Annotated in this window: 26 protein-coding genes and 4 pseudogenes; 18 read left to right on the top strand and 12 right to left on the bottom strand. The window is 34.3% G+C overall.

The features are described from left to right. The 8 genes from IYQ91_RS06990 to IYQ91_RS06955 all read right to left on the bottom strand — a co-directional run. Positions 1-158 (bottom strand): helix-turn-helix domain-containing protein (locus tag IYQ91_RS06990; protein ID WP_195673440.1); only part of this gene is annotated, 158 nt, incomplete at its 3' end. Positions 159-370: 212 nt separating this feature from the next. After that, positions 371-2002, bottom strand: a complete 1632-nt coding sequence (locus IYQ91_RS06985; RefSeq protein WP_062201009.1) for an FtsK/SpoIIIE domain-containing protein — start codon at positions 2000-2002, stop codon at positions 371-373. Positions 2003-2008: 6 nt separating this feature from the next. Further along, on the bottom strand, positions 2009-2419 hold the full coding sequence (locus IYQ91_RS06980) for a DUF961 family protein (RefSeq protein ID WP_002922355.1): 411 nt from the start codon (positions 2417-2419) through the stop codon (positions 2009-2011). Between the two features lie 35 nt (positions 2420-2454). After that, positions 2455-2769, bottom strand: coding sequence for a hypothetical protein (locus IYQ91_RS06975; RefSeq protein ID WP_062201006.1), 315 nt, complete (start codon positions 2767-2769; stop codon positions 2455-2457). Between the two features lie 120 nt (positions 2770-2889). Beyond that, on the bottom strand, positions 2890-3117 hold the full coding sequence (locus IYQ91_RS06970) for a hypothetical protein (RefSeq protein ID WP_062201004.1): 228 nt from the start codon (positions 3115-3117) through the stop codon (positions 2890-2892). 5 nt (positions 3118-3122) lie between these two features. Beyond that, complete coding sequence (locus IYQ91_RS06965) at positions 3123-3353, bottom strand: hypothetical protein (RefSeq protein WP_062201001.1); 231 nt, start codon at positions 3351-3353, stop codon at positions 3123-3125. Between the two features lie 86 nt (positions 3354-3439). Further along, complete coding sequence (locus IYQ91_RS06960; protein WP_062200998.1) at positions 3440-3718, bottom strand: type II toxin-antitoxin system YafQ family toxin; 279 nt, start codon at positions 3716-3718, stop codon at positions 3440-3442. Further along, positions 3719-3991: a type II toxin-antitoxin system RelB/DinJ family antitoxin gene (locus tag IYQ91_RS06955; RefSeq protein ID WP_062200672.1), complete on the bottom strand. Its 273-nt coding sequence runs from the start codon at positions 3989-3991 to the stop codon at positions 3719-3721. Between the two features lie 150 nt (positions 3992-4141). On the opposite strand from IYQ91_RS06955, the gene IYQ91_RS06950 reads away from it, so the two are divergent. The 14 genes and pseudogenes from IYQ91_RS06950 to IYQ91_RS10035 all read left to right on the top strand — a co-directional run bounded on the left by IYQ91_RS06950 (position 4142) and on the right by IYQ91_RS10035 (position 14194). Next, positions 4142-4309, top strand: coding sequence for a hypothetical protein (locus IYQ91_RS06950; protein WP_156469071.1), 168 nt, complete (start codon positions 4142-4144; stop codon positions 4307-4309). A gap of 645 nt (positions 4310-4954) precedes the next feature. Further along, a complete protein-coding gene (locus tag IYQ91_RS06945) occupies positions 4955-5317 on the top strand; it encodes a helix-turn-helix domain-containing protein (protein WP_000483806.1) in 363 nt (120 codons plus the stop codon). Between the two features lie 6 nt (positions 5318-5323). Next, positions 5324-6175, top strand: coding sequence for an ImmA/IrrE family metallo-endopeptidase (locus IYQ91_RS06940; RefSeq protein WP_070670859.1), 852 nt, complete (start codon positions 5324-5326; stop codon positions 6173-6175). Between the two features lie 624 nt (positions 6176-6799). Beyond that, on the top strand, positions 6800-7555 hold the full coding sequence (locus tag IYQ91_RS06935; RefSeq protein WP_062200670.1) for a P-loop NTPase fold protein: 756 nt from the start codon (positions 6800-6802) through the stop codon (positions 7553-7555). A 117-nt stretch (positions 7556-7672) separates the two neighbouring features. Continuing rightward, complete coding sequence (locus IYQ91_RS06930; protein ID WP_049517559.1) at positions 7673-8419, top strand: alpha/beta hydrolase; 747 nt, start codon at positions 7673-7675, stop codon at positions 8417-8419. 29 nt (positions 8420-8448) lie between these two features. Continuing rightward, positions 8449-8613, top strand: a pseudogene (locus IYQ91_RS06925) (class I SAM-dependent methyltransferase); the annotation flags it as partial. Positions 8614-8705: 92 nt separating this feature from the next. Then, positions 8706-9473, top strand: a complete 768-nt coding sequence (locus IYQ91_RS06920) for an alpha/beta fold hydrolase (RefSeq protein WP_004804273.1) — start codon at positions 8706-8708, stop codon at positions 9471-9473. 38 nt (positions 9474-9511) lie between these two features. Next, positions 9512-10450, top strand: coding sequence for an alpha/beta hydrolase (locus tag IYQ91_RS06915; RefSeq protein WP_049517558.1), 939 nt, complete (start codon positions 9512-9514; stop codon positions 10448-10450). Positions 10451-10505: 55 nt separating this feature from the next. Continuing rightward, a complete protein-coding gene (locus IYQ91_RS06910) occupies positions 10506-10871 on the top strand; it encodes a hypothetical protein (RefSeq protein ID WP_229311722.1) in 366 nt (121 codons plus the stop codon). A 167-nt stretch (positions 10872-11038) separates the two neighbouring features. After that, a complete protein-coding gene (locus IYQ91_RS06905) occupies positions 11039-11857 on the top strand; it encodes a class I SAM-dependent methyltransferase (RefSeq protein WP_229311721.1) in 819 nt (272 codons plus the stop codon). Positions 11858-12005: 148 nt separating this feature from the next. Then, a pseudogene (locus IYQ91_RS06900) lies at positions 12006-12236 on the top strand (DUF3847 domain-containing protein); the annotation flags it as partial. A gap of 13 nt (positions 12237-12249) precedes the next feature. Beyond that, the gene (locus tag IYQ91_RS10165; protein ID WP_080554318.1) at positions 12250-12324 is read left to right on the top strand and encodes a hypothetical protein; all 75 of its coding nucleotides are present in this window, start codon (positions 12250-12252) and stop codon (positions 12322-12324) included. A gap of 104 nt (positions 12325-12428) precedes the next feature. Continuing rightward, positions 12429-13364 (top strand): acyl-CoA thioester hydrolase/BAAT C-terminal domain-containing protein, encoded by a 936-nt coding sequence (locus IYQ91_RS06890; RefSeq protein ID WP_062200666.1) that lies wholly within the window; start codon positions 12429-12431, stop codon positions 13362-13364. A 110-nt stretch (positions 13365-13474) separates the two neighbouring features. Then, positions 13475-14194, top strand: a complete 720-nt coding sequence (locus IYQ91_RS10035; RefSeq protein WP_062200665.1) for a hypothetical protein — start codon at positions 13475-13477, stop codon at positions 14192-14194. A 125-nt stretch (positions 14195-14319) separates the two neighbouring features. On the opposite strand, the gene IYQ91_RS06880 is transcribed toward IYQ91_RS10035, so the two are convergent. Together IYQ91_RS06880 and IYQ91_RS06875 are read right to left on the bottom strand one after the other, a co-directional pair. Next, a complete protein-coding gene (locus IYQ91_RS06880) occupies positions 14320-14673 on the bottom strand; it encodes a hypothetical protein (protein ID WP_062200664.1) in 354 nt (117 codons plus the stop codon). A gap of 103 nt (positions 14674-14776) precedes the next feature. Next, on the bottom strand, positions 14777-15214 hold the full coding sequence (locus tag IYQ91_RS06875; RefSeq protein ID WP_410468292.1) for an AAA family ATPase: 438 nt from the start codon (positions 15212-15214) through the stop codon (positions 14777-14779). Between IYQ91_RS06875 and IYQ91_RS10160 the strand changes: the two are divergent. Then, a pseudogene (locus tag IYQ91_RS10160) lies at positions 15144-15314 on the top strand (PLP-dependent aminotransferase family protein); the annotation flags it as partial. The gene IYQ91_RS06875 and the pseudogene IYQ91_RS10160 overlap by 71 nt on opposite strands. A 647-nt stretch (positions 15315-15961) precedes the next feature. Here the strand turns inward: IYQ91_RS10160 and IYQ91_RS06870 are convergent. Further along, positions 15962-16039, bottom strand: a pseudogene (locus tag IYQ91_RS06870) (site-specific integrase); the annotation flags it as partial. A gap of 326 nt (positions 16040-16365) precedes the next feature. Further along, complete coding sequence (locus IYQ91_RS06865) at positions 16366-16947, bottom strand: TetR/AcrR family transcriptional regulator (protein WP_117644824.1); 582 nt, start codon at positions 16945-16947, stop codon at positions 16366-16368. 460 nt (positions 16948-17407) lie between these two features. Here IYQ91_RS06865 and wecB point away from each other — a divergent pair, with 460 nt between their 5' ends. The 3 genes from wecB to IYQ91_RS06850 all read left to right on the top strand — a co-directional run bounded on the left by wecB (position 17408) and on the right by IYQ91_RS06850 (position 20800). Further along, complete coding sequence (gene wecB / locus IYQ91_RS06860; protein ID WP_324252986.1) at positions 17408-18556, top strand: non-hydrolyzing UDP-N-acetylglucosamine 2-epimerase; 1149 nt, start codon at positions 17408-17410, stop codon at positions 18554-18556. 1 nt (position 18557) lies between these two features. Continuing rightward, positions 18558-19346 (top strand): hypothetical protein, encoded by a 789-nt coding sequence (locus tag IYQ91_RS06855; protein WP_195673439.1) that lies wholly within the window; start codon positions 18558-18560, stop codon positions 19344-19346. A gap of 143 nt (positions 19347-19489) precedes the next feature. After that, the gene (locus tag IYQ91_RS06850) at positions 19490-20800 is read left to right on the top strand and encodes a glycosyltransferase family 2 protein (RefSeq protein ID WP_049534485.1); all 1311 of its coding nucleotides are present in this window, start codon (positions 19490-19492) and stop codon (positions 20798-20800) included.

Genomic DNA, 20800 nt, shown 5'->3' with positions numbered 1-20800 from the left:
AAGTGAAAGAGTGTTTGTTCAAATTCCTTGGTCATCTTTCGTTGACCCTGTTCAATGTTTCGGTAGTTGTAGTAACTATAACCAATCATCGTTGCCATTTTGCGTTGGGTAAACCCTAACTCAAGCCTGATACGTTTTAAATCGGTATTGCTTATCATTCTTTTTCCACCTCCTTTTTGTGTTTGTTCTAGTGACGGGAAGAATAGGGAATCTAACAGCCTTTTAAGGGCTTGTGTTAGTTTTAACCCCCCTATTAGTATCGGGTGGTTAAGCCCTTTTGGGGCGTGCCTACGGCACACCCCAAAGCGCCATGCTTGTCAGCTCGGTCGGGCAGGTCGGACGGGCTACGCCCTGACCTTGACCTTCGTGCCTACGCTGGCTCAGTAGCTGTAAAATGCTCTAAGACGACCTGCTTATAAGATAAGCCTGATTGTTCCTTTTCCGTTAATAATTCCTCCAATAAACTAATATCCGCCTTATCTAGCATAATACGATTGTCTGCTCTTGTAAATGTATAGTCCTGTTCTTCTATATATTTAACAAGATTTCTTAGCGTTGAAACGGATATTTCAGCGTTTTTCGCAAATGTATTGAGAGATAACAATTTGTCCTCTGTTTCAACTGTGTTAGATAGATGGTTAGCAGGTTGGGTGATTGCCAAAGGGTCTTCAAGGGGAGGCAACTTTTTAAACTCATCAAAGAAAGAAAAGCCATCATCAAGTGGTACAAGAGGAGAATAAAATTCTCTAGCAATTTCCCCGCCATTGGCAATATAGCCACGACCAGAAATTTCTTCTCCGTCAATCTCATCTATTTTCTTGAAAAGTTTATTAACGTTGGCGTCTCCGAACATCATCTTATAGCCAACGTCTTCTAAGTGACCAACTGAAATTCGCTTCATGAATTGGTCACGCAAAGAGGTTTTTAGATATTCCCCGTCAGGTCTTTGCATGGCAGAAATCATATAAACCCCTGATTGACGACCTTTGAGAATCAGCTCTGTTAAATACTCAATAAAGGCACTAGCAGAAGCATAGTCTCGCTCTAGTTTAGCAGCTAAAGCAGCTAGTTCATCAATGATGATAAAGCGAGGCTTCAAACCGTAGGCAAAATATTTTTTCCCTGCTTGATAATCAGACTGACTTGTCATGTAATCAAAGCGTCTATCCATTTCCTGTTCCGCTTCTTTAAGACAATTCAGCATATCTTCTTTTTCCCAGAAAACACGTCCTTTAAATACAGGGATATTTTTTAAGCCGACAAAATCCGAACGTTTGGGGTCAAGGATTTCAACATAACCAATTTGAGCTAAAATCCAGACTAAAACCATAATAAGAATGGTTTTACCTCCACCAGTCCCACCACCGATTAGCAAGTGTGGGTGTTTATCAAAATCCCAATAGACACCTTTCATAAGGCGGATTCCCTTATCTGTCATCTTCACATCAAAGATAGACAAGCGCCCTGAAAATTGGTCAATCGCAATGGTATAAGAGACGTAGCCGTTGGTAAATTGCTTATTCATAAAATCCCCGTCAAACATAATTTCTAGAGATTTTTCAAGGGATATAAAGCGTTCTTGAAATCGGCTTCCTTGAAGCTGAAAGGTCACGGTGACACTAAAGCGGTCACGTTTGAGATACACTTTAGGCAAGCTTGTTCGTTCAATAAATCCTTTTTCTGTTTTGATTTTCTTGACCAGCACTAAGTTATTTTCTATCAAAAAGTGGGAAATAATTCGCAAGCTATCTAATCGACCAAAAAAGAGTAACTTCTGGTAACAAATTGCTTGAAGAAGAAGCAGAAGGAGTATGACTATTAAAAGACTTACTCCTAAGCTAATACCATAAGGAAGAGGGGACTGTTGAAGCTGAACCTGATGAGCGTAAATAAAAAAGCCAAAACCAATTAGGAATGGTAGTAAAAAAATAAAGAAGGTGGTTCTTCTAATCTTTTCATGGTATTTTTTGACACGAACACCACGATAGGTGAACAGCTTCATAGCTTATCACCCTTCCTTTTTAGCTTCGGGTTTATTGAGCAGGGACACATCTTTAGCACGGATTTTTACACCGCTTGATACAACACGGTTGCCGTTAATGGTTTCCGTATTTGTCCAGAAACGAGCAGTAGGAGCAACTAGCACCACTTCATCATTGTAGTTCTTTTCAGCGGTCATTTGGGCTACCTTTGCTTCAGGCGGAACCGTTACTGTAATATCCCCATTTACGGCAGAAGAATAGAGTTTGACATCAACTTCTTCCACAAAATCTGTTTCCCGACGTTTTTCTTCGCCTGTTGCTTCATCTACATAATCTTCCCATTTTTTGTGAAGAATCGTTTCTAGGAAGTTTAGCGTTCCTAGTGTTTTTTCAGTATCAAATGTTTCAATTACATCAGTCGCATATTTTACAGTCATATTTATTCTCCTTTATTTAGCTATTTTCTAGGTTTTTATTTTGTTTTAATAATCCGCATTTCTTCAGCTACAAAGACATTTTCACGTTTTCGTTTTCCTCCAAAGCGGAAGTTGCGGCGCTCAATTGCAATCCCACGAGGGAAGACAATTTTTTGACGACCTTCAGGGACATCTGACATTTTAAAGCCTTCTACAATCAAGAAAGCGGATGGCTCTTTACGGCTTGAAATTTCAAAGACACGATAAGAGGCAGGATTATAGTCATTGGCACGAATTTCTTCCATACCTGATACAAAGACCTCATTTCCAAGGACAGTGTTTTGGTCAACATAAACTTTTGTAATTTCCATTGATTTTTACCTCATTCATTTGTTTTTCAGACCTTTTCATGACTTGTCTAGGTCAATTTAAGTAATAATTGGTTCAAGTTTTAGTGATTTGGTGCTCTTACTCTAGTCATTTCTATCTCCTCATATTCCTAGATAGGCTTTTTTGACTTTGCGTTGAAAAGCATTCTTACAGTCCAGAAGCTTTTTAGCAAATCGGTCATGGTTATCATGGCGCAAAAAAAGACTGTCCATTTCACCTAGGCAGTCTTGGTAGCAGGTTTCACGGCGTGAGGAATCATAACCGTAAATTTTAAGAGAAAAAAGAAATTTCTCATAAATCTGTTGGAATCGTTCTTCAAAGTAACTCATCTATCTTAACCTCCATTCATCATGTAATAGTGTTGTACTTTAAATTTGTAGTGGTTTTTCCATTGTACTAAGGGATAAAGTGGCAATTCTAACTTTCGGTAGTGTTCAAATACGGTATCTATCCTTTCTAAAATCTGATGAAGTAAGAGTTTTTGGTAGTATTCATCAGGATATATTTTTAAAGAAAAAACGAAGCTTTCATAGATTCGTTGAAAACTTCGTTCATAATAGTTCATATCAGTTCCTCCTTTTTTATTATTTTAACGGTTTCATCAGCTTAAAAGAGTAGAAAATAAAAAAGACAGCTCATAATGAACTGTCTTTACATCTTAAACAAATCCGCATGACTGCCCGTGTCGGCTAAAGTAAGGGTTAGAATATCGTCTTCAATCAGATAAATCAAGAGCCAATCAGGTTTGATATGGCATTCCCTAAAGCCAACAAAGTTTCCTTTCAATTCGTGGTCACGGTATTTTTCTTCGAGTGTTTGCCCTAGGCGAAGTTTTTCAATCACTTCATCTAGAAGGGCTATATCTAAGCCTCGTTTTTTCATTCGTTTATAGCTTTTTTTAAAAGCAGAGGTAAACTTAATTTGATACATTTAGGCTTCCAGAGCTTTCTTTAAATCTTCCATATTGTCATAGGAGGCTACAGAATTATCACGAGAAATCCGTTTCGCTTCAGCAATAGCTTCTAGCGTTTTTGCATTGTAGTTTGGCACTTCAACCGTGAAGGGAATTCCTCCACGTAAGACACATTGGCGAAGAAAAATATTAACTGCGCTAGACATATCCATTCCTAAATCATTAAATAATGAAGTTGCTTGCGCTTTTACGGTCTCATCAATCCGAATTTGAGTTGGTACAGTTGCCATCAGCGTCACCACCTTTCATTATTTATTATAATACGATTAGTTTACATTGTCAATCATTTGTATTTGTTTTAGATGTTTTCTACTCTTTTAAATAGATGATTCCTGCTTAAAAGAGTAGAAAATGATATGATAAAAATAAAGGAGCAAATTATGTCTGGTTCAAAAAATAAAAAACGTATTGCCCTACGGTACTCAGAACATCTAAGCAAAATGAAAGATAAAGATAAAAAAATACTGAAGAAAAAAAGACATAAAAAGAAAAATCCTTCCTCAACCTCATCAAATAAAAAAATCCATATCCCATACAATATCAAATAACCATTTTCTATTCTTCTAAACAGAAATATATCTGTCTAGGCGTGCTCGTATCTTCGCAACGCTACTTTCGTTATGTCTCACGACAAAACTACTCACTCGAATAAGTCACGAATTTTGCCACAACTCAATGTACCATCTTTCTCACCTTATCCATTAGCAAATCTCTTAGATTCACATACCGCCCGCATATAGTTCTACTTAGCTATCCGTCTCTCTACATTTTTACTAAATAGTGCCTCCACCTCTCGGTAGCAGTTCCCCTTTGTTATTCGGTCAAGAGGGGCAAAAAGCCGAGTGCGTGAGATAATATCATTCCATTCTAGGTTCATCTACTCCAACCTCCTTGACTTTTTGCGATAAAACCGTTACAATAATAGTTGCTAAACAATATTGTGTGTTGGTCAGCTAAGCTTGAGTGAGGTTGTCTGACGCACTTTTTTATTCAATTTTCAAAGAACAAATTTAAATCTTTTTGTTAATATCGACCTTTTTCATACTTTATTAAATTTATCTATTTCATAATTTTAGGTTTAGTATTAACAAGACTTACACAACCTTCAGGTTGTAAATATATAATACAACTTATAGGTTGTATTGTCAAGAGTTTTTTGTAAAAAAATTAAAAATTTTTAAAGAGGTACAAAAATGTTTCCTGAACGCTTAAAAGCTCTGCGTTTAGAAGCCAATCTAACACAAAGCGATGTAGCAAAAGAATTTGGGATTTCTCAGCAAGCCTATGCTAAATGGGAAAATGCTAAAGCTAACCCAACACAATCAGTTATTACTAAATTAGCGAATTTTTACAATGTATCCATTGATTATTTAATGGGTAAATCTGACTACAAAAATTCAGATGAGATTGATTTATCAACATTTGAAGTTCTATATCGGAAAACTTCTAAAAATTTATCTGATGAAGAGAAAAAAATACTAGAAGAAGATTTGAGAGAATTTCTGTTAGAGAGAGAAAAAGCCATTAGGGCTATGAATAAAGAAAAGAAAGACTGATGTTTCGTGCAAAGAATTTACTTTAATGTTTGGAATCGTGTCAAACAAACACTTTATCCATTCATGAAATTAAATAAAGTACATCCTCTTTATTATACTTTTCAGGATTACTTCAATTATGAAGTTGACAAGAAAAATATACTTGTTATTCCTCACCATATCCGAATAGATATAGCAGGTTTTAATATCAATGATGGTGTTTTAACGATTTCCTATCAAGATAGTGATTCTATTACTCGTCAAAATTTTACAAAATGTCATGAATTAGGGCACATCTTATTACATCACAGTGGGCGAGTATTCACTGATTTTCATGATGATTCTCTACAAGAAAGAGAGGCTAATTTTTACTCAGCTTTTCTTTTAATGCCTGATATTGTGCTTCTGACTAAGATTTTTTACCAGCAAATGGCTTTTCAAGAGGTAGAAGTAGCACTACAAGTTTCTGCTCAAGCTCTCAAAACTCGTTTGACAGACTTCTTAAATTTTGAATTAGACATCAATAGACTATCTGCAAAACAAATTGTAGAAGATTACCTAACCAGAAAAAACAAACACATCATCGGTTACTTTGACCAAGTCAAAGACTATATCATCTCTGATTACAATGAATTTGAACCTAGTGCACTAGATAAGTTCAACTATTTAATAAATCAATCAAATTTCATTTCAGATATTGACTTACCAGAGCTAGCAGATACTCAATTCATCTCTTTGGTAAAACAATGTTATCCAAAATTTAAGGTTTGGGGTTTGTATGACAAAGGACAGTCCATTAACTATGCTTGGAATCCTAAACAACTGACAGAAGTAGCAGCTAAACGACATGCAAAACTCCTTCTAACAACAAGAAAATGACCTAGAGAAAATCTCTAAGTCATTTTTTCTATCTGTCGTAACCATACTTTTTCAGAGCCTTTTTGTAGGCGTTACTATCTTTTTTATAGTATTCTCTTTTAACTCCCGTTAAATTAGCTGTAAAAACACCATCTTTATAAGAATAGTTTTCAGTTGTTCCAAAAGAAGTTTAAAAGTTTTCTTATCTGTATTTAAAGTGATAGTGAATCCCCATTACTCTCAACAGTTCCACTGTCATAATCTTTTCATTTCGATTATCACTAATCCAATAATAATCCCCATCAAGGCTTTTTTGTTTTGAGCATGGTATTAAGAATATGGTTGCTAAGCCAAATAGAAGGATACTAACTATCTTTTTCATTACTTCCAGTTTCAAATGCCTTAGAATCTGGGAATAAAAACGTCAGGACCTCTCAGTATATAGGACAACAAACTAGCCGTTTGGGTAGGTTAGGACTTATTTAAGCCCACACCTATATATTATAAATAATGCTAAAACTTTTCTTTTTCATAGTCTCCTTGAAACAGTCAATATATTGTTACTAGCTGTTTCTTTTTTTCTTTGATTAAAAAGTATATGATATACTAATATTAACAAAGCGATACTTAAAATAGGAGTTCGATATGAAAGAAATCAGATTTGATAAAGTTTCAACAAAAGTTGCTGAAGAAACATTTTCTAAGATTATTTTACAAAAATTGCAAAATACAGAAGAGGATATCTTTCAAACTTTTTTTCTAAATGGTGTATGGGGGAGTGGCAAAACAACTTTCCTAAAAAAAGTGGAAGGGCAAGCAAAAAGCACTAAATTTATTTACTTAAAGCTTTGGGAAGCACATGATGAGAGAAGTGTGACTGCGATAGCTTTTAGTCTCTTACATCCATTTTTATATTATCTACTTAGATTTTTAATTGTGATTGCAGTAGTTACTAGTGTCTTAATGACTCCTGCTATAAATTTAGGATTACTAAGTTATTTAAAGGACTTATTAATCTTTTTAGGTCTACCAATTTATTTTCACAATTTTCTCATCATACTTAGCACTATAATTGCTTTAATAGTTACGGTTTATCAACTTTTAAAAGTAAAATCTGATTCAATGTATATATGTCTTTTGCCAAAATTTTTGTCAAATAATAAGGTGCTTGTAATTGATGATTTTGATAGAATCACGACTGATAGACAGAATGAAGCCTATAAATTATTTAACATACTACATGGAAAACTTCCAATAATATTTGTAGGAGACTATCAAAAGATTGCTAAAAGTGATGATGAAAGCGGAAAGTTTTTACAAAAAATTATTGATGAATTTTATCAGCTAATCACATCTCTAATTCGTAAAGAAGAAAGGTTAAGTATCAAAAAAGGTGCTTAACCTTTCTTTGTAAAATACCGTTATGTAACATGAAAAGCCGATATAGAAAAAATGGCTTAAAAATGATAAAATATTATTAGTTAATGTAGACTAACTTCCGTTTGTGAGGTGTTCAAAATGGAATATATTGACATAAATAAAGATAAAGAAAAAATAGTTTTACTCATACATCCGATGCTTTCTTCTGCTGAGGGAATGAAAAAGTTAATTGCCGATAATATTGGAAATGAGTATAGATACATTATTCCGGATCTGTCTGCTCATGGTAAATTGATAGATAGGAAGTATTTGTCGGTAAAACAAGAAAGTGAGAATTTATACAATTATTTTAAAGAAAATGATATTGCTGAAGTTTCTCTTGCTTTTGGAGCATCAATAGGTGGAGTAGTGTTATTGGAATTATTAAAGCATAAGGATATAAAGATAGTTAAAGCCTTATTTGAGGGCTGTAGTTTATGTCAAAATGCGAGTGTTTTAGAGTTTATCATAAGAAATATTGTTCTATATGAACGAAAAAAAGCTATTAAAAATAGTGACTCAGCTAATAGAAAAATTATAAGCATATATGGAGAAACAAAGGGACGAATGATGACTGAAAATCTAATCAGAATAGATAAACAAAGCATTAAAAATATCTGCCATGATTGTGCATTTGTAGATCTTCCGAAGTTATCAGAAGCAGAACAAAAGAGGTGCATATTCTGTTATGGATCCAAAGAAGTTAATTTAAAATATGCAAAGAGAGTTATTTCAAAAGAATATCCATATGCAGCGTTAAGAATATGGAAGGGACAAAACCATTGTACAAAGATAACAACGAATGTAGAAGAGTATTGCAAAATGATAAAAGCTGAGATTGATTAAAACATATTGTTGAAAAGAGGGTGTTAGCAGTGAATGATAAAAGCAATAAAAAGTTTTGGAATAAATTCGCCAAGCTGTACGCTCCTTTTATGAAGAAGGATAAAGGAGTTTATGATAATGTTTGTGAGTATATTCGTCCTTACTTGAATAGAAATATGAACGTACTTGAACTTGCTTGTGGTTCAGGGCAACTGAAATGAATTTGATACATGTAGGGCTGGCACCCATCGGCGTTATGATTGCTTATAAAAAGTAATATTAAAATTGGGATTTTGGAGGAGAGTTAGTGAACATACATGAGTTTGGAGCTGATAAAAATAAAATAATTGTGTTGATTCATCCTTCATTAGTCATGTGGGACTATTTTGAATACATTTTATCTATACTTAAAGAAGAGTATCATATTATTGTTCCTGCACTTCCCGGATATGATGAGGAAAATCCAAACGAAAATTTTACAAGTGTAGAAGAAATTGCCGATAATTTATTAGGATGGCTGAAAGAACATAAAATTGAGAAAGTTGATCTTTTGTATGGTTGCTCTATGGGCGGTTCTATCGCTTTAAAAATGTTCTCCAATCACGGAATTAAAATAAGGAACATTATTTGCGATGGAGCAATAACACCATATCAGCTTCCTTGGATTGTTACAAGAATGATTGCCATAAGAGATTTTCTTATGATTTCTATAGGTAAAATTGGAGGGTTAAAGCTTCTTGAAAAATCATTTTCTACAGATGAATACAGCGAAGAGGAATTGAAGTATGTTGCTAAAGTCCTTAATTTTATTAGTTATAAAACGATATGGAGAACATTTGAATCTTGCAACAACTATGTTATGCCAAAGAACGTGTCAGAACATAGCGGTCGTATTCAATATTGGTATGGTGATAAAGAGTCTAAAGCCCGTGCATGGGATATCAAATATATGAAAACTTACTTTCCAAATACTGAGTTTATTAAATTTGAAAACATGGGACATGGTAGCATGGCAAGTCTTTATCCTGTGAAAATGGCTAATCAATTCAGAGATTTAATGGAAGTTAAGAAATAAAATAATTTGCCATTTTTGGAATTAAGGAGGTATGCATTGTGAGTGTTAAATATAAATTAACGGAATTTTTATTTCGTCATACTGTAAAACCTATGATGAAAAAAGCAATAAAAAATCTGGATGAATGTTTTGCTAAACAAGAAAAGAAACAGAAATCTAAACTCCCTCTTGAAAAACTTCATAAATCTTATGATTTTGAAGAAAAGTGTACAAGCGGAACTTTGTATTATGTCGTCAAACCAAAAAATAAAGTGGCAAATAGGCTTGTATTATATTTCTTTGGTGGTGGATATACCATTCCGGGAGATTCCGGTGATTTTGAGTTTGCTCAAGATATGGCTAATCAAAGTCAGGCTGAAGTTTGGCTTGTATGGTACCCGCTTTTTCCAAAAGCAACTGGCTTGCAAATTATCGACGCAGGTCTAAACGTTTATAGCGAGGCACTTAAGGCGTTTAATGCAGATGATATTATATTTTTTGGTTTATCAAGTGGAGCAAGCCTTGCACAAAATATATGTTTGCATATTCTTGAAAACGACATGAGATTATCAATGCCAAAAAGATTGATTATGCACTCTCCGACCTTTCGTATTCCTCCAACTAAAGAACAGATGAAAGAGATGGAGAGACTTGATAAGTTTGATTGCATTATTCCGGCTTGCTACATGAAAGAACAAGATCAAGTAATGCAAAGAATAAATTTAAATAATGTGGAATATATGAAATCGCCAATTGAGTACTCATGGAAGGGGCTACCTGACATGTATATCATTTATGGTTCTTATGAAGTGTTGATAGCAGAGCTGCCGGAGGCAAAAGAAAAAGCTAAAATGGATGGCGTGGTTATGAAAACATACATAGGAGAAAGAATGATGCATGCTTGGGCAGCGGCAGGATTTTTACCTGAGGCAAAGGAAGTAAGAAGAAATATATATGCCGTAATAAGGGGAGATAGAAATGACGGCTTTCTCTTGTAATATTCTACAGGTAGTTTTCAGAAGAAAAGTGGATATTGTGTGGTGATTGATAATTATGTATATGACGATACTGCTTGCCGTTATTATGATGATTGGATTGTTCTTATTGCTGTGGGCAGGAGTTGGATTTATTCAAAACAAAGACTTCTTTTCTTCGTGTCCTAAAGAAGTGTTTGATGTTATTGAACCAAAGGAAAAACGCTTTCGTGGTCAGAGTTTAGTTGGATGGATATTAGCTATTATTGCAATACTATTCATGGGGAGTTCAATTATCGTTGGTGCAGTGGATGGTGTTCAAAATAACTTTACTTACATTCAGTTTTTCATTAGATTTCTGATGATACTTCTTTTGTTGAAAGCCTTTGATATTGTATTTTTTGATTGGATACTTTTGTGCAATCGAGGTTTTAGTTTTTTTTGAACATTATTATCCGGAAGTGGTAGATAAGCTTAGTCCTAAACTCTTTGGATATAACAAAAAGGAACACATTATTCAAGTGTTATTTATGATTATCGGATCGTTAGTCATTGCATGGATATGCACATTATTTTAAAAACTAAATTCAAATTAGTAGGGGGTGTTTATACTTGGAAGAAATAAAAATGCAAGAAAAAATAAAACCTATTTTGAATGGTGCTGCGGAAACGATGCTTCAGAGTTTTTATGCAAGAGCACAATATTCCAAGAGCAAAAGACATAAATTTTATGATGCCAAAGCGGTGGAATTGGTTGAAAAAATTGATTACGATTTTACTGTCGCCACAAATGATTCCCTTATGAGTTATGGCGTGATTGCAAGAACGCTTGTATTTGATGAACTGGTAAAAGAGTTTATTGACGAAAATCCAACCTGTACAGTCGTAAATATTGCTTGTGGACTTGACACGAGATTTTATCGCATGGATAACGGAAAAATCACATGGTACAACCTTGATTTGCCTGAAACAGTTGAGGTAAGGAATCAGATTTTTGCAGAATCCGGCAGAGTTTCAAACATCGGTATTTCAGCAACGGATTCGGCGTGGGCAAAAGAAATAAAAGCAGATGGGAACATTCTGTTTATCATTGAGGGCTTGTCAATGTACTTGACAAGGGAAGACAATGCCCAAATGCTCAGAATTATTCGAGAGAATTTTGACAATGCTTATGTTCTTATGGAGTGCCTGTCAAAAAGGTGGGTGGCGAAAGAAAATGTTGAAAAGTCCATACAAAAAACCGGAGCAAAATTCATATTTGGAGCGGATTCCTTTGATGATATTAAGGATATTGCAAGAGGTTTCCGTAGTGTAAAGGATGATGATATTACAAGGGGGATGTCTGCTTTATTTCCTGTGCTTAAGCTTATTAACTGGTTGCCGATTGCTCACAAACTATCACAGAAAATCTTGATATTTGAGAAAGTGTGATGTTATCGTTTTGGTTGCCATCATGAAGTACACACTGCGATAGGTAAATTATAGCTTATATAACTAACAACTAATATGAAAACAGTGAATTGAAAGGAACAGTTTACTGTTTTTTTATTTGAGAAAAATTGAAACGGAGGAATGAAAAATGAAGAAAGAGAACACATTACAGGAAGTACAGGAACAAATTTTTGAACTTCAGCAAGAAAGACAAAAGTGCGATGTAAAGCTGAAACAATTACAAAATCAAGGTAAGAAATTAGAAAAACTTGCAAACGAAAAGGAACGAAAAAGAAGAAATCATAGACTCATACAAAGAGGATTGATAGTAGAAAGAGTGGTTAAAAATCCTCTTATGTTTACCAATGAGGATATAGACCTTTGTAACAGAGATATATTTTGACAAAAAGAGCAAGGAAACATTTCAAGATAAGTTATTCAAGGTAATACATTCAAAGGGTAAATAGTAGTGAGTAGAGAAATATGACAGTAGAAAAATATCGAAAAAAAATGCTATAATATTAGTCAATATAGATAAACAAATTTGAAGTTGAAGAGGAGAAACTTTCCCATGAAGAAAGAAATCAAAACAATAGAGAAAGATGGATATAACGGCGTATACTGGCCGAATCCGAACGGCAGTAAATATTGCATGATTGCCATGCTTGGTGATGATACAAAAGACATGATGGCAAAGGGTGGCGTCAAATGGCTTCAAAAGAAAGGTCTGAACGTCCTCACAATGTCACCGGCCCCAAAAGATTACGGTCACCATAACTATCCACTCGAACGTTTTGAGAAGGCACTTGCATTTCTGAAGACGATGGGCAATGAAGAAATCGGTATTATGGGTGCCTCGACAACTGGTATGCTTGCGCTTGTCGCAGCGTCATGCTTTTCGGAAATAACGCTTACGATAGCCATTTCTCCTTCTGATTTTGTGATGGAAGGTTTTTATCAGGATGGGAAAGACGGGGCTCACGAACGTCCGGGAGACGGAGAGTCATCTGTTTCATATCACGGTAAGCCGCTTCCTTATCTGCCCTATGCGTATCGCCATCCGGAATACTGGCAGAAAATATCTGAGGAAACCAAACGGCGTGGCGCGATGGTTGCCAGTCGCGATTTGTTCGATGAATCGGAGAAAAGGCATCCCGTGCAGGAAGCCGAGAAAATAAAGGTGGAGAATATAAAGGGTCGCATTCTGCTGATTGGTGCGGAGGATGATGTACTTTGGGATACCTGTAAATACATTCGTAGAATGGAAAACAGGCTGAAAGAAAGGGACGCGGATAACAGTGTAGTTCTCATGACCTATGAACATGGAACGCATTTTATTTTTCCGCAGACCATGTTAACAGGCATTCTTCCTGTGGGTTCCGGGCTGTTTATCAGCATGGCTTTTAAGGAGGCAAAGCAGTATCCTAAAGAGTGTAAGCAGACGAGGATTGAAGTTGATGAGCGCTTATCGGAGGAACTAAAGCAGTGGATAAATTCGGCTCGATAAATCCCAGTTTGTAGAACTAACAACTTAATAAAAATTACCACAGGAACAGTAAATCAAAAAAGGTTTACTGTTTTTCTTTACTCAAAATTAGAAAGGGAGGAAACGAGAAAATGAAAAACATTGAAGAAAAAATCTTAATGGCAGATGAAGAAATCAAGCAGTTACAAAACAAAAGGAAAAAGCTCATCAGTCAGCAGAAACAGGAAGAACGAAAAAGAGAGATAAAAGGATATATGAAAAAGGGGCAGTCTTTGAAAGTATTCTCTGATTTATTAAATTATGAACTTTTTAAAAGAGGAAAGAGAGAACTAGTTGATGTTAAACAGCTAATTACGATAGATTATATTTTTTTATTTTATCCAAAATATTACCTCGAATTGAAGGATTTTGGTATGTTGCTTTTGGATGAAGATATCGAAGAAATTCGTCTTGTTGAAACTATGCATTCCTCACAAAATCGCAAAAAAGATATAAAGGATATTTCTTTGTTAACAAAAGAATCAAATGAAATGCTTCATAATCAAGAAAAATTATCTTCTGAGAAATATAAACCTTATATATACTTTCTAATAACTAGAACTTTTGATGGATACAAAGAAAAGGAAGATGATGTTAAACATTTGATTGATGAGCTACCTGATAACGAGTTCATTCAATATTGGGAATTAATGAGAATGATAAGAGGCAATACTATTTATACAAATTCACTCGATTTTGATACAGGCAATAGAAAAAATTACTACGAAATTTACGAACTAAATAGAGAACGATTTAAAAGCATAGCTGATAGAAAAGGAATTATTTTTAAAGTTGATACTCAAACTGTCTGATGATTTTGATTTGTATATTTCTAATCCACACGAACCTTTATTGTAACAACTGACAGAAGTAGAAGCCAAATGGCATGTGAAACTCCTTTTAATAACAAGAAAATGACCTAGAGAAAATCTCTAAGTCATTTTTTTATATTTTTCTTATAGGCTTCACTATTTTTTTTATAAACTGTTTGTTTATTTCCTCCTGTTAGGAAGTTTCCTGTATCAAATGTTAAAGTCCCATCTTTTTTAATATCATAGGTTGCAACATATTCTCTTCCAGAAGCTGAAAAAGTAAATGTTTTATTTTGAGAATCTACATTAGTTATCGGATGATTGTGATTTTCATGATATGTTCCTTGATTTCCTTTAATTTCAAGTACTAGATAATCATATTGGTTATAATATTCTCCGTCAAGAGTATTTTGCTTGGAACAAGATATTAGAAATATAGTAGCAATTCCTAAAAGTAATAGACTAAGTAATTTTTTCATTTTCCAAACCTCCTTTTATAATATTATACTAGAAAAATATTACAATTATGATACGATATGAAAAATAAGCAAGTAGTAGCTACAACTCTTGCTTATTTTTATTCTAAAGAAGAAATTGTTTTAATTCTTCCAATTTTGAATTATTATCATAAACGAATAATGGAATCTTTTCTAATCGAGCAAATTCGATTACTCGCTTTTGTTCTCTGGCTTGAAAAGAATCAATCAAATCTTTGTCCCAATGACTGTTATCCCTCTTCATCAATCGCTTTTGAATAGTGGAAGGAACTTCTATCTTTAAAATGATTCTATTAATTTTTAAACCATCAAAAGTAGAATATGGAAGTTCAACTATCTGTCCTAATGAATCTAAAAGCGTAAAATGACCATCTAGTATAACTATTTCATCTTCATGAAATGGATAAGCTGCTAGCTCTTGTTTCCATAGCTCTTGATTATTAGCTATGTTCTTTGAGAAGCTTGCCAAACAAGAGGGGATTGAAGTTTTATGTGCAGAACGTTTCTTTACGGGTAGTTTGATAGAGCAATCAACCATACGTATAGCCATTCGCTCTCCAGACACTGTAGAAGAACTGGAGGAAGGATTAATCACCCTAAAAAATCTGTATTCACAATTATAAAAGAGACAGAGCAGTATCAGTCCAAGAAAACTTTGCCCTTCAGCAGTATTGCGACAGATACTGAGGTTCTTTCAACTATTCAATCCTAAGTCTTTCGTCCAATCACTGTGTCAAACTATTTTTCCAAATATATTAAAACAAGGCTGGGTATAACATCCCAACCTCAATTTCTTATCTGGGAACTTTAAATTTTTTAATTAGTGTGTCTTGTCATTATTTTTGGTCAATTTTTAAAATTTCAATGCTATTAAGTAAGTGACAAAGCCCTGCCAACTCTCAATTTTTTTGTTTTAAGCAACTTTATATTTAATCAAAATAAAAAAGGCATCTTGTCTAGTAAGATAACCTCTAGCCCAGTATTCTATTTTTTGAAGTGTTGAGAAATTTACCTTATTTAAATGAAATTATTTGAAATTATATAACATAAAGTGAAAAGTGCATAGTGATAAAAGTGCAGAAATAAAGGCTTTTAGTATTTAAAGAGATGTAGGTGCCACCAACCAGGTCTTAAAAAGGCTCGTAAAGCTAGCCAGTTCTCAAAACGTTAAGAAACGGCTACAATACAGACTTTACAACACTTCATGGTTCAACACCATGGGGTGTTTTTTTAATGTTCCTTGAGAAAAATTCCCACCATTCTCCCACCATCATTTCTTCAAGTTACGGTAAGCAATCTCTCCAACAGCCATTGGAACGATGTTAGAGGTATTGATGTAGTTTTTAGTTATGCAGTTGTATTTATGAAGTTTTACCAGAGTGCTTCCTATTTTACACACTATTTTTACGCTAATGTTTGTCATCATCAGTCATATAAGTAGTAAATTGTAGTCTGATGATTACTTCAAAAGTAGATAAATCATTTCTTTCTTTGTTGAATTCTAAATTATATGAAAGTCAGAGCACTATTTAAATGTTGCTGTTACAAACCAAGGAAAAAGAGATACAAAAATAGCCTCTACAAACATATTGATTGTATGGGCTATTCTGTCAAAAATTACCAGCTAGGAAAAATAGCTATATTCTAAAAGCTCGATTTTTCGGGCTCTTTTTTCTAGTCTATATGATTATCTTTGTCTAGTGAGATGTATTGGTCAAGAGAAGAATGAACGAGGGTTAAAAATTTTTCTTTGAAGACTTGTGGTGGGAGTGGATTTTCTTGGGTTAGCCACACTTCAATGTTGGCAATCACATAATGAACCAGTAGGGAGATGATAAAATCATCTGGCAAATCAATAAGGGATTGATTCGGTTTGATATTTTCAAGTGCCCATTTTGTGTAAATCTTTTTTAAATAATTGGTCCAATAAGGATCTGTTGAGCTAGAATACAGCATTTTTAGCCATTTTCGATTTTCATAAAGAATAGGGAAAATGTTATCTGCAATGAAAAGAAATGGGTCTTTATTTTCGAGAGTATCATATTCTAAAAACATTTCGTAAATGGGCTTATCAATACTTTCATGAATGGATTCAATGATGTCGTCAACACTATTGAAATGATGTTTATAAATTGCTTGGCGTGAAATACCAGCTTTTTTGGCAAGGTCACTCATTGAGAGATTGGCTTCATTGGGATTTTGCATTGCTAAGTCATAGAAAGCATCCAAAATCTTTTGTTGATTACCTTTTACCATATAAAACAACTCCTCGCTCTTTTTAGTATAATGAAAAGAGAAAAAGATTGCAAGAAAAAGTGAGTAATAAAAACGTTAATGCAGTCCTTTTGAAATTGCTATTTATTAAGTTTAACAAAAATAATATTTGTCATGAATCTATGTTTTGTTTGAGATAGAATTAACATCTGTGAATGGTATTGTAAAAATAGGATAAGCAAAAATATTGATAGAATAGTCTAATTATGATGTAATAGTAAAAGTGCACTATTTTTAATACATAATAATTTTACTATTATAAAATAGTGCTGAATAAGAGGATAAATTTTACATAAATAATAGGACAAAATCATAGAGAATGTATACTAAAATATTGACGGTATAAATTTAAAGCGGTACAATATTAGTGTATAGTAGGGGGTGGCTGTCTTATTTTAGCTAGGCGTTTTTATTTGTGTCATTCTGTTATAAGGAGGAAAACGTGAAAAAAATAAAGGTAATGGTCGTTTTTGGTACAAGACCTGAAGCTATCAAGATGGCTCCACTTATTCTTCAATTGAAAAAACAATCAGAAAAATTTGAGACCATGACAGTTGTGACTGCCCAACATCGACAAATGTTAGATCAGGTATTGCAAACCTTTAACATTGAACCAGATATTGATTTGGACATCATGGGAAAAAGTCAAACATTAACGGATATTACAGTAAAAATTTTAAACCAACTGGACAAACTTTTAAAAGAAGTGAAACCTGACATCATTTTGGTACATGGAGATACAGCGACAACATTTGCAACAAGTTTGGCAGCTTTTTATAATCAAGTTCGAATTGGACATGTGGAAGCTGGTTTGAGGACATGGGAAAAGTATTCTCCATTTCCAGAAGAAATGAATCGTCAAATGACAGATGCTGTAACAGATCTTTATTTTGCTCCAACGATGCAAAGTAAAGAAAATCTCATTAAGGAAAATCATGATGAAAAAAACATATTTGTTACAGGGAATACAGCGATTGACGCTTTAAAATTGACTGTTCAAGAGAATTATCATCATGATGTTTTGGAGCAAATACCATCAAATCATCAGCTTATTCTCGTTACCATGCACCGTCGTGAAAATCAAGGAGAACCAATGCGTCGTGTGTTTAGAACCTTGCGGCAAGTGGTCGAAGCGCACGGTGATGTTGAGGTCATTTATCCTGTTCATTTAAGTCCAGCCGTTCAAGAGGTAGCAAAGGAAATTCTTAGCAATCATCCGCAGATTCATCTAATTGAGCCTTTAGATGTTGTGGATTTTCATAATATTGCAGCGAGAAGTTATTTCATTATGTCTGATTCTGGAGGTGTCCAAGAGGAAGCCCCTTCTTTGGGAAAACCGGTGCTGGTATTGCGTGATACGACAGAGAGACCAGAAGGCGTGACTGCTGGGACATTGAAGTTAGTTGGAACAGAAAGTGAGAATATTCGCGAGGCTATGGAGACATTGTTGACAGATGAGACTGTTTATCATCAAATGTCTCAAGCTAGCAATCCGTATGGTGATGGCAGAGCATCTGAGCGAATTGTAGAGGCGATTGCGCATTACTTTGGTTATGCAGCCAGACCAAAAAATTTTGTGATAGGAGAATAAGATGTATCGAAAAAAAGAACTGGAATGGACAATTGCTTTACTAATTATCGTAATTTTAGCAATTGTTGGTTATAGTTTCTATTTTGCGAGTAGTATTTTTTATGTTGAAATTATTTTGATTGTTCTTGCCATCTTGAGTGTATTTGTCTTACCAGATATGTTGCTGACTTGGCTGTTAATTTTTAGCGTTGTATTAGCAACTTTGTTTTTAGTGGCAGGTGTTGTGTATATACCAGCAAATCAGCGTTTCTTATTATTGATTACTTTTCCAGTAGTTCTGAGAATAGCCAAGCAAGTTAATATTCATCGACGAACCTATCTTTCTATTGTCAAAGACTATAGTGAGCAAGCAAAAGAATTGTATGAAAGCCATTTACAGGCGGTTCGAGATGGACGGGAAGAAAGCTTTCAAGCCTTATTAGTCCATTGGGCGCATAATGATTATTTTCAACAAATTTATCCAAAAGAATTTCGTTGGATGTTGGTGCGCCTCTATGCAACTTTAAAGAAATGCATGCAAGAAACAGGAACAGTTTATTATCTTTCAAATGGAAATTTTCTCATTTTATCTTCAGGAGAAGGACAGTCTCTAGTAGAATTATTTCAGCACAGCATACTTGCTAAATTGTTACTGTTGCGTTTTAAAACCAGTAAGAGTGTGCAAGAAGTTCAATACAAATCAGGCTATTTGCTGATTGATTCAGAGAGTTATGAAAAGTTTTCTGATGTTGATGACTTTATGAAAAATCTAGAAAGACAGCTTGAGACAGACATTATTGTAGAATACTAGGAGGGAATCTGTGATCATAACCAATATATTTTTTGGAGTAGCATTGGCAATTAGTATCTTTTTTGCTGTATGCTTTGTTGTGCTGTTTATTTGTTATTTAGTCATTTATAACAGAGTGAATAAAAACTTTAAGGCGGTGAAACATGATTAGTCAGTTGATTATGATTATCACTCTGGTATCCATTTGGTTATCCTTGGTTTGGAGTTTAGTTACTTTGAGTTCAGGTGTTCATTTTTGGCTAAAACATAGCGACTTTAAAGTAGATACTAGTCCTTTAGAGAGCTATCCGATGGTTACAATTGTGGTACCAGCCCATAATGAAGATGTGGTCATTGCGCAAACAACAAGAGCTATTTTGGATATGAATTACCCACATGACAAAGTGGAATTGCTTTTATTTGCGGACAATTGTGAAGATACTACTTATCAAGAAATGTTAAAAGTAAAAGCGATGCCAGAATATGCTACACGAGATATTACCATTACAGACCGGAAGGGGACTGGCGGAAAAGCAGGCGTTTTAAATGATGCTCTGAAAATGGCGAAGGGTGAATATATCTGCGTTTATGATGCAGATGCTATGCCAGAGAAAAATGCTCTTTATTTTCTGGTTAAGAAAGTTCTGGAAGATCCAGAACGCCACGTGGCATCTTTTGGGCGAAATAAGACGCGAAATGCGAATCAAAATTTCTTAACACGTTGTATCAATCAAGAGATTGTCGTGACGCAACGAATTCAGCATGTTGGTATGTGGCATATGTTTAAAATTGGTCGCATTCCTGGCACAAACTTTATTATCAACACTGAATTTGTAAAAAGCATTGGTGGGTGGCGAAATGGCGCCTTGACAGAAGATACGGATATTTCTTTTAAAATTATGCAAAGTGGGAAATTGATTGCTTTGGCTTATAATTCTGAAGCTTTCCAACAAGAACCAGAGACAGTTAAAAGCTATTATATGCAGCGGAAACGTTGGGCTAAAGGAAATTATGAAGTTGTGATTTCAAATTTCAAGCATTTGTTTGACAAGAGCAATTGGCGTGTGAAATTAGAAGTTGCATATTATTCCTGTGTTTTCTTCTGGTTTAATGCAGCAATAATTTTATCAGATATTGTCCTTTTGTCAAATGTGATTGCTATTATTGTTCATCTATTTGTTCCAAGTGTTCATATTCCTTTTACATTTGATTCAAATAATATTTACATTGCGCAATTGATGTTGTTTAATTGGCTTTTGATGATTATGCTATATCTCTTACAAATCAATATCGCTCTAGCCTCCCAATTTGGTCAAGCGACTTCTAAGCAGATTTGGTTAGCTTTGATTTCTTACTTTACTTATTCGCAGCTATTCATCATTGTTTCAATTGATGCTGTAACTTCTGTGACCTTGGACAAACTCTTCCATCGTGACGGAACCAAGTGGGTTAAAACGAAGCGATTTGCAGGATAG

This window comes from Streptococcus sp. HF-2466 (assembly GCF_015594645.1).
Classification (GTDB): Bacteria; Bacillota; Bacilli; order Lactobacillales; family Streptococcaceae; genus Streptococcus; species Streptococcus anginosus.
This window is presented reverse-complemented; position numbering and strand designations above follow the sequence as displayed.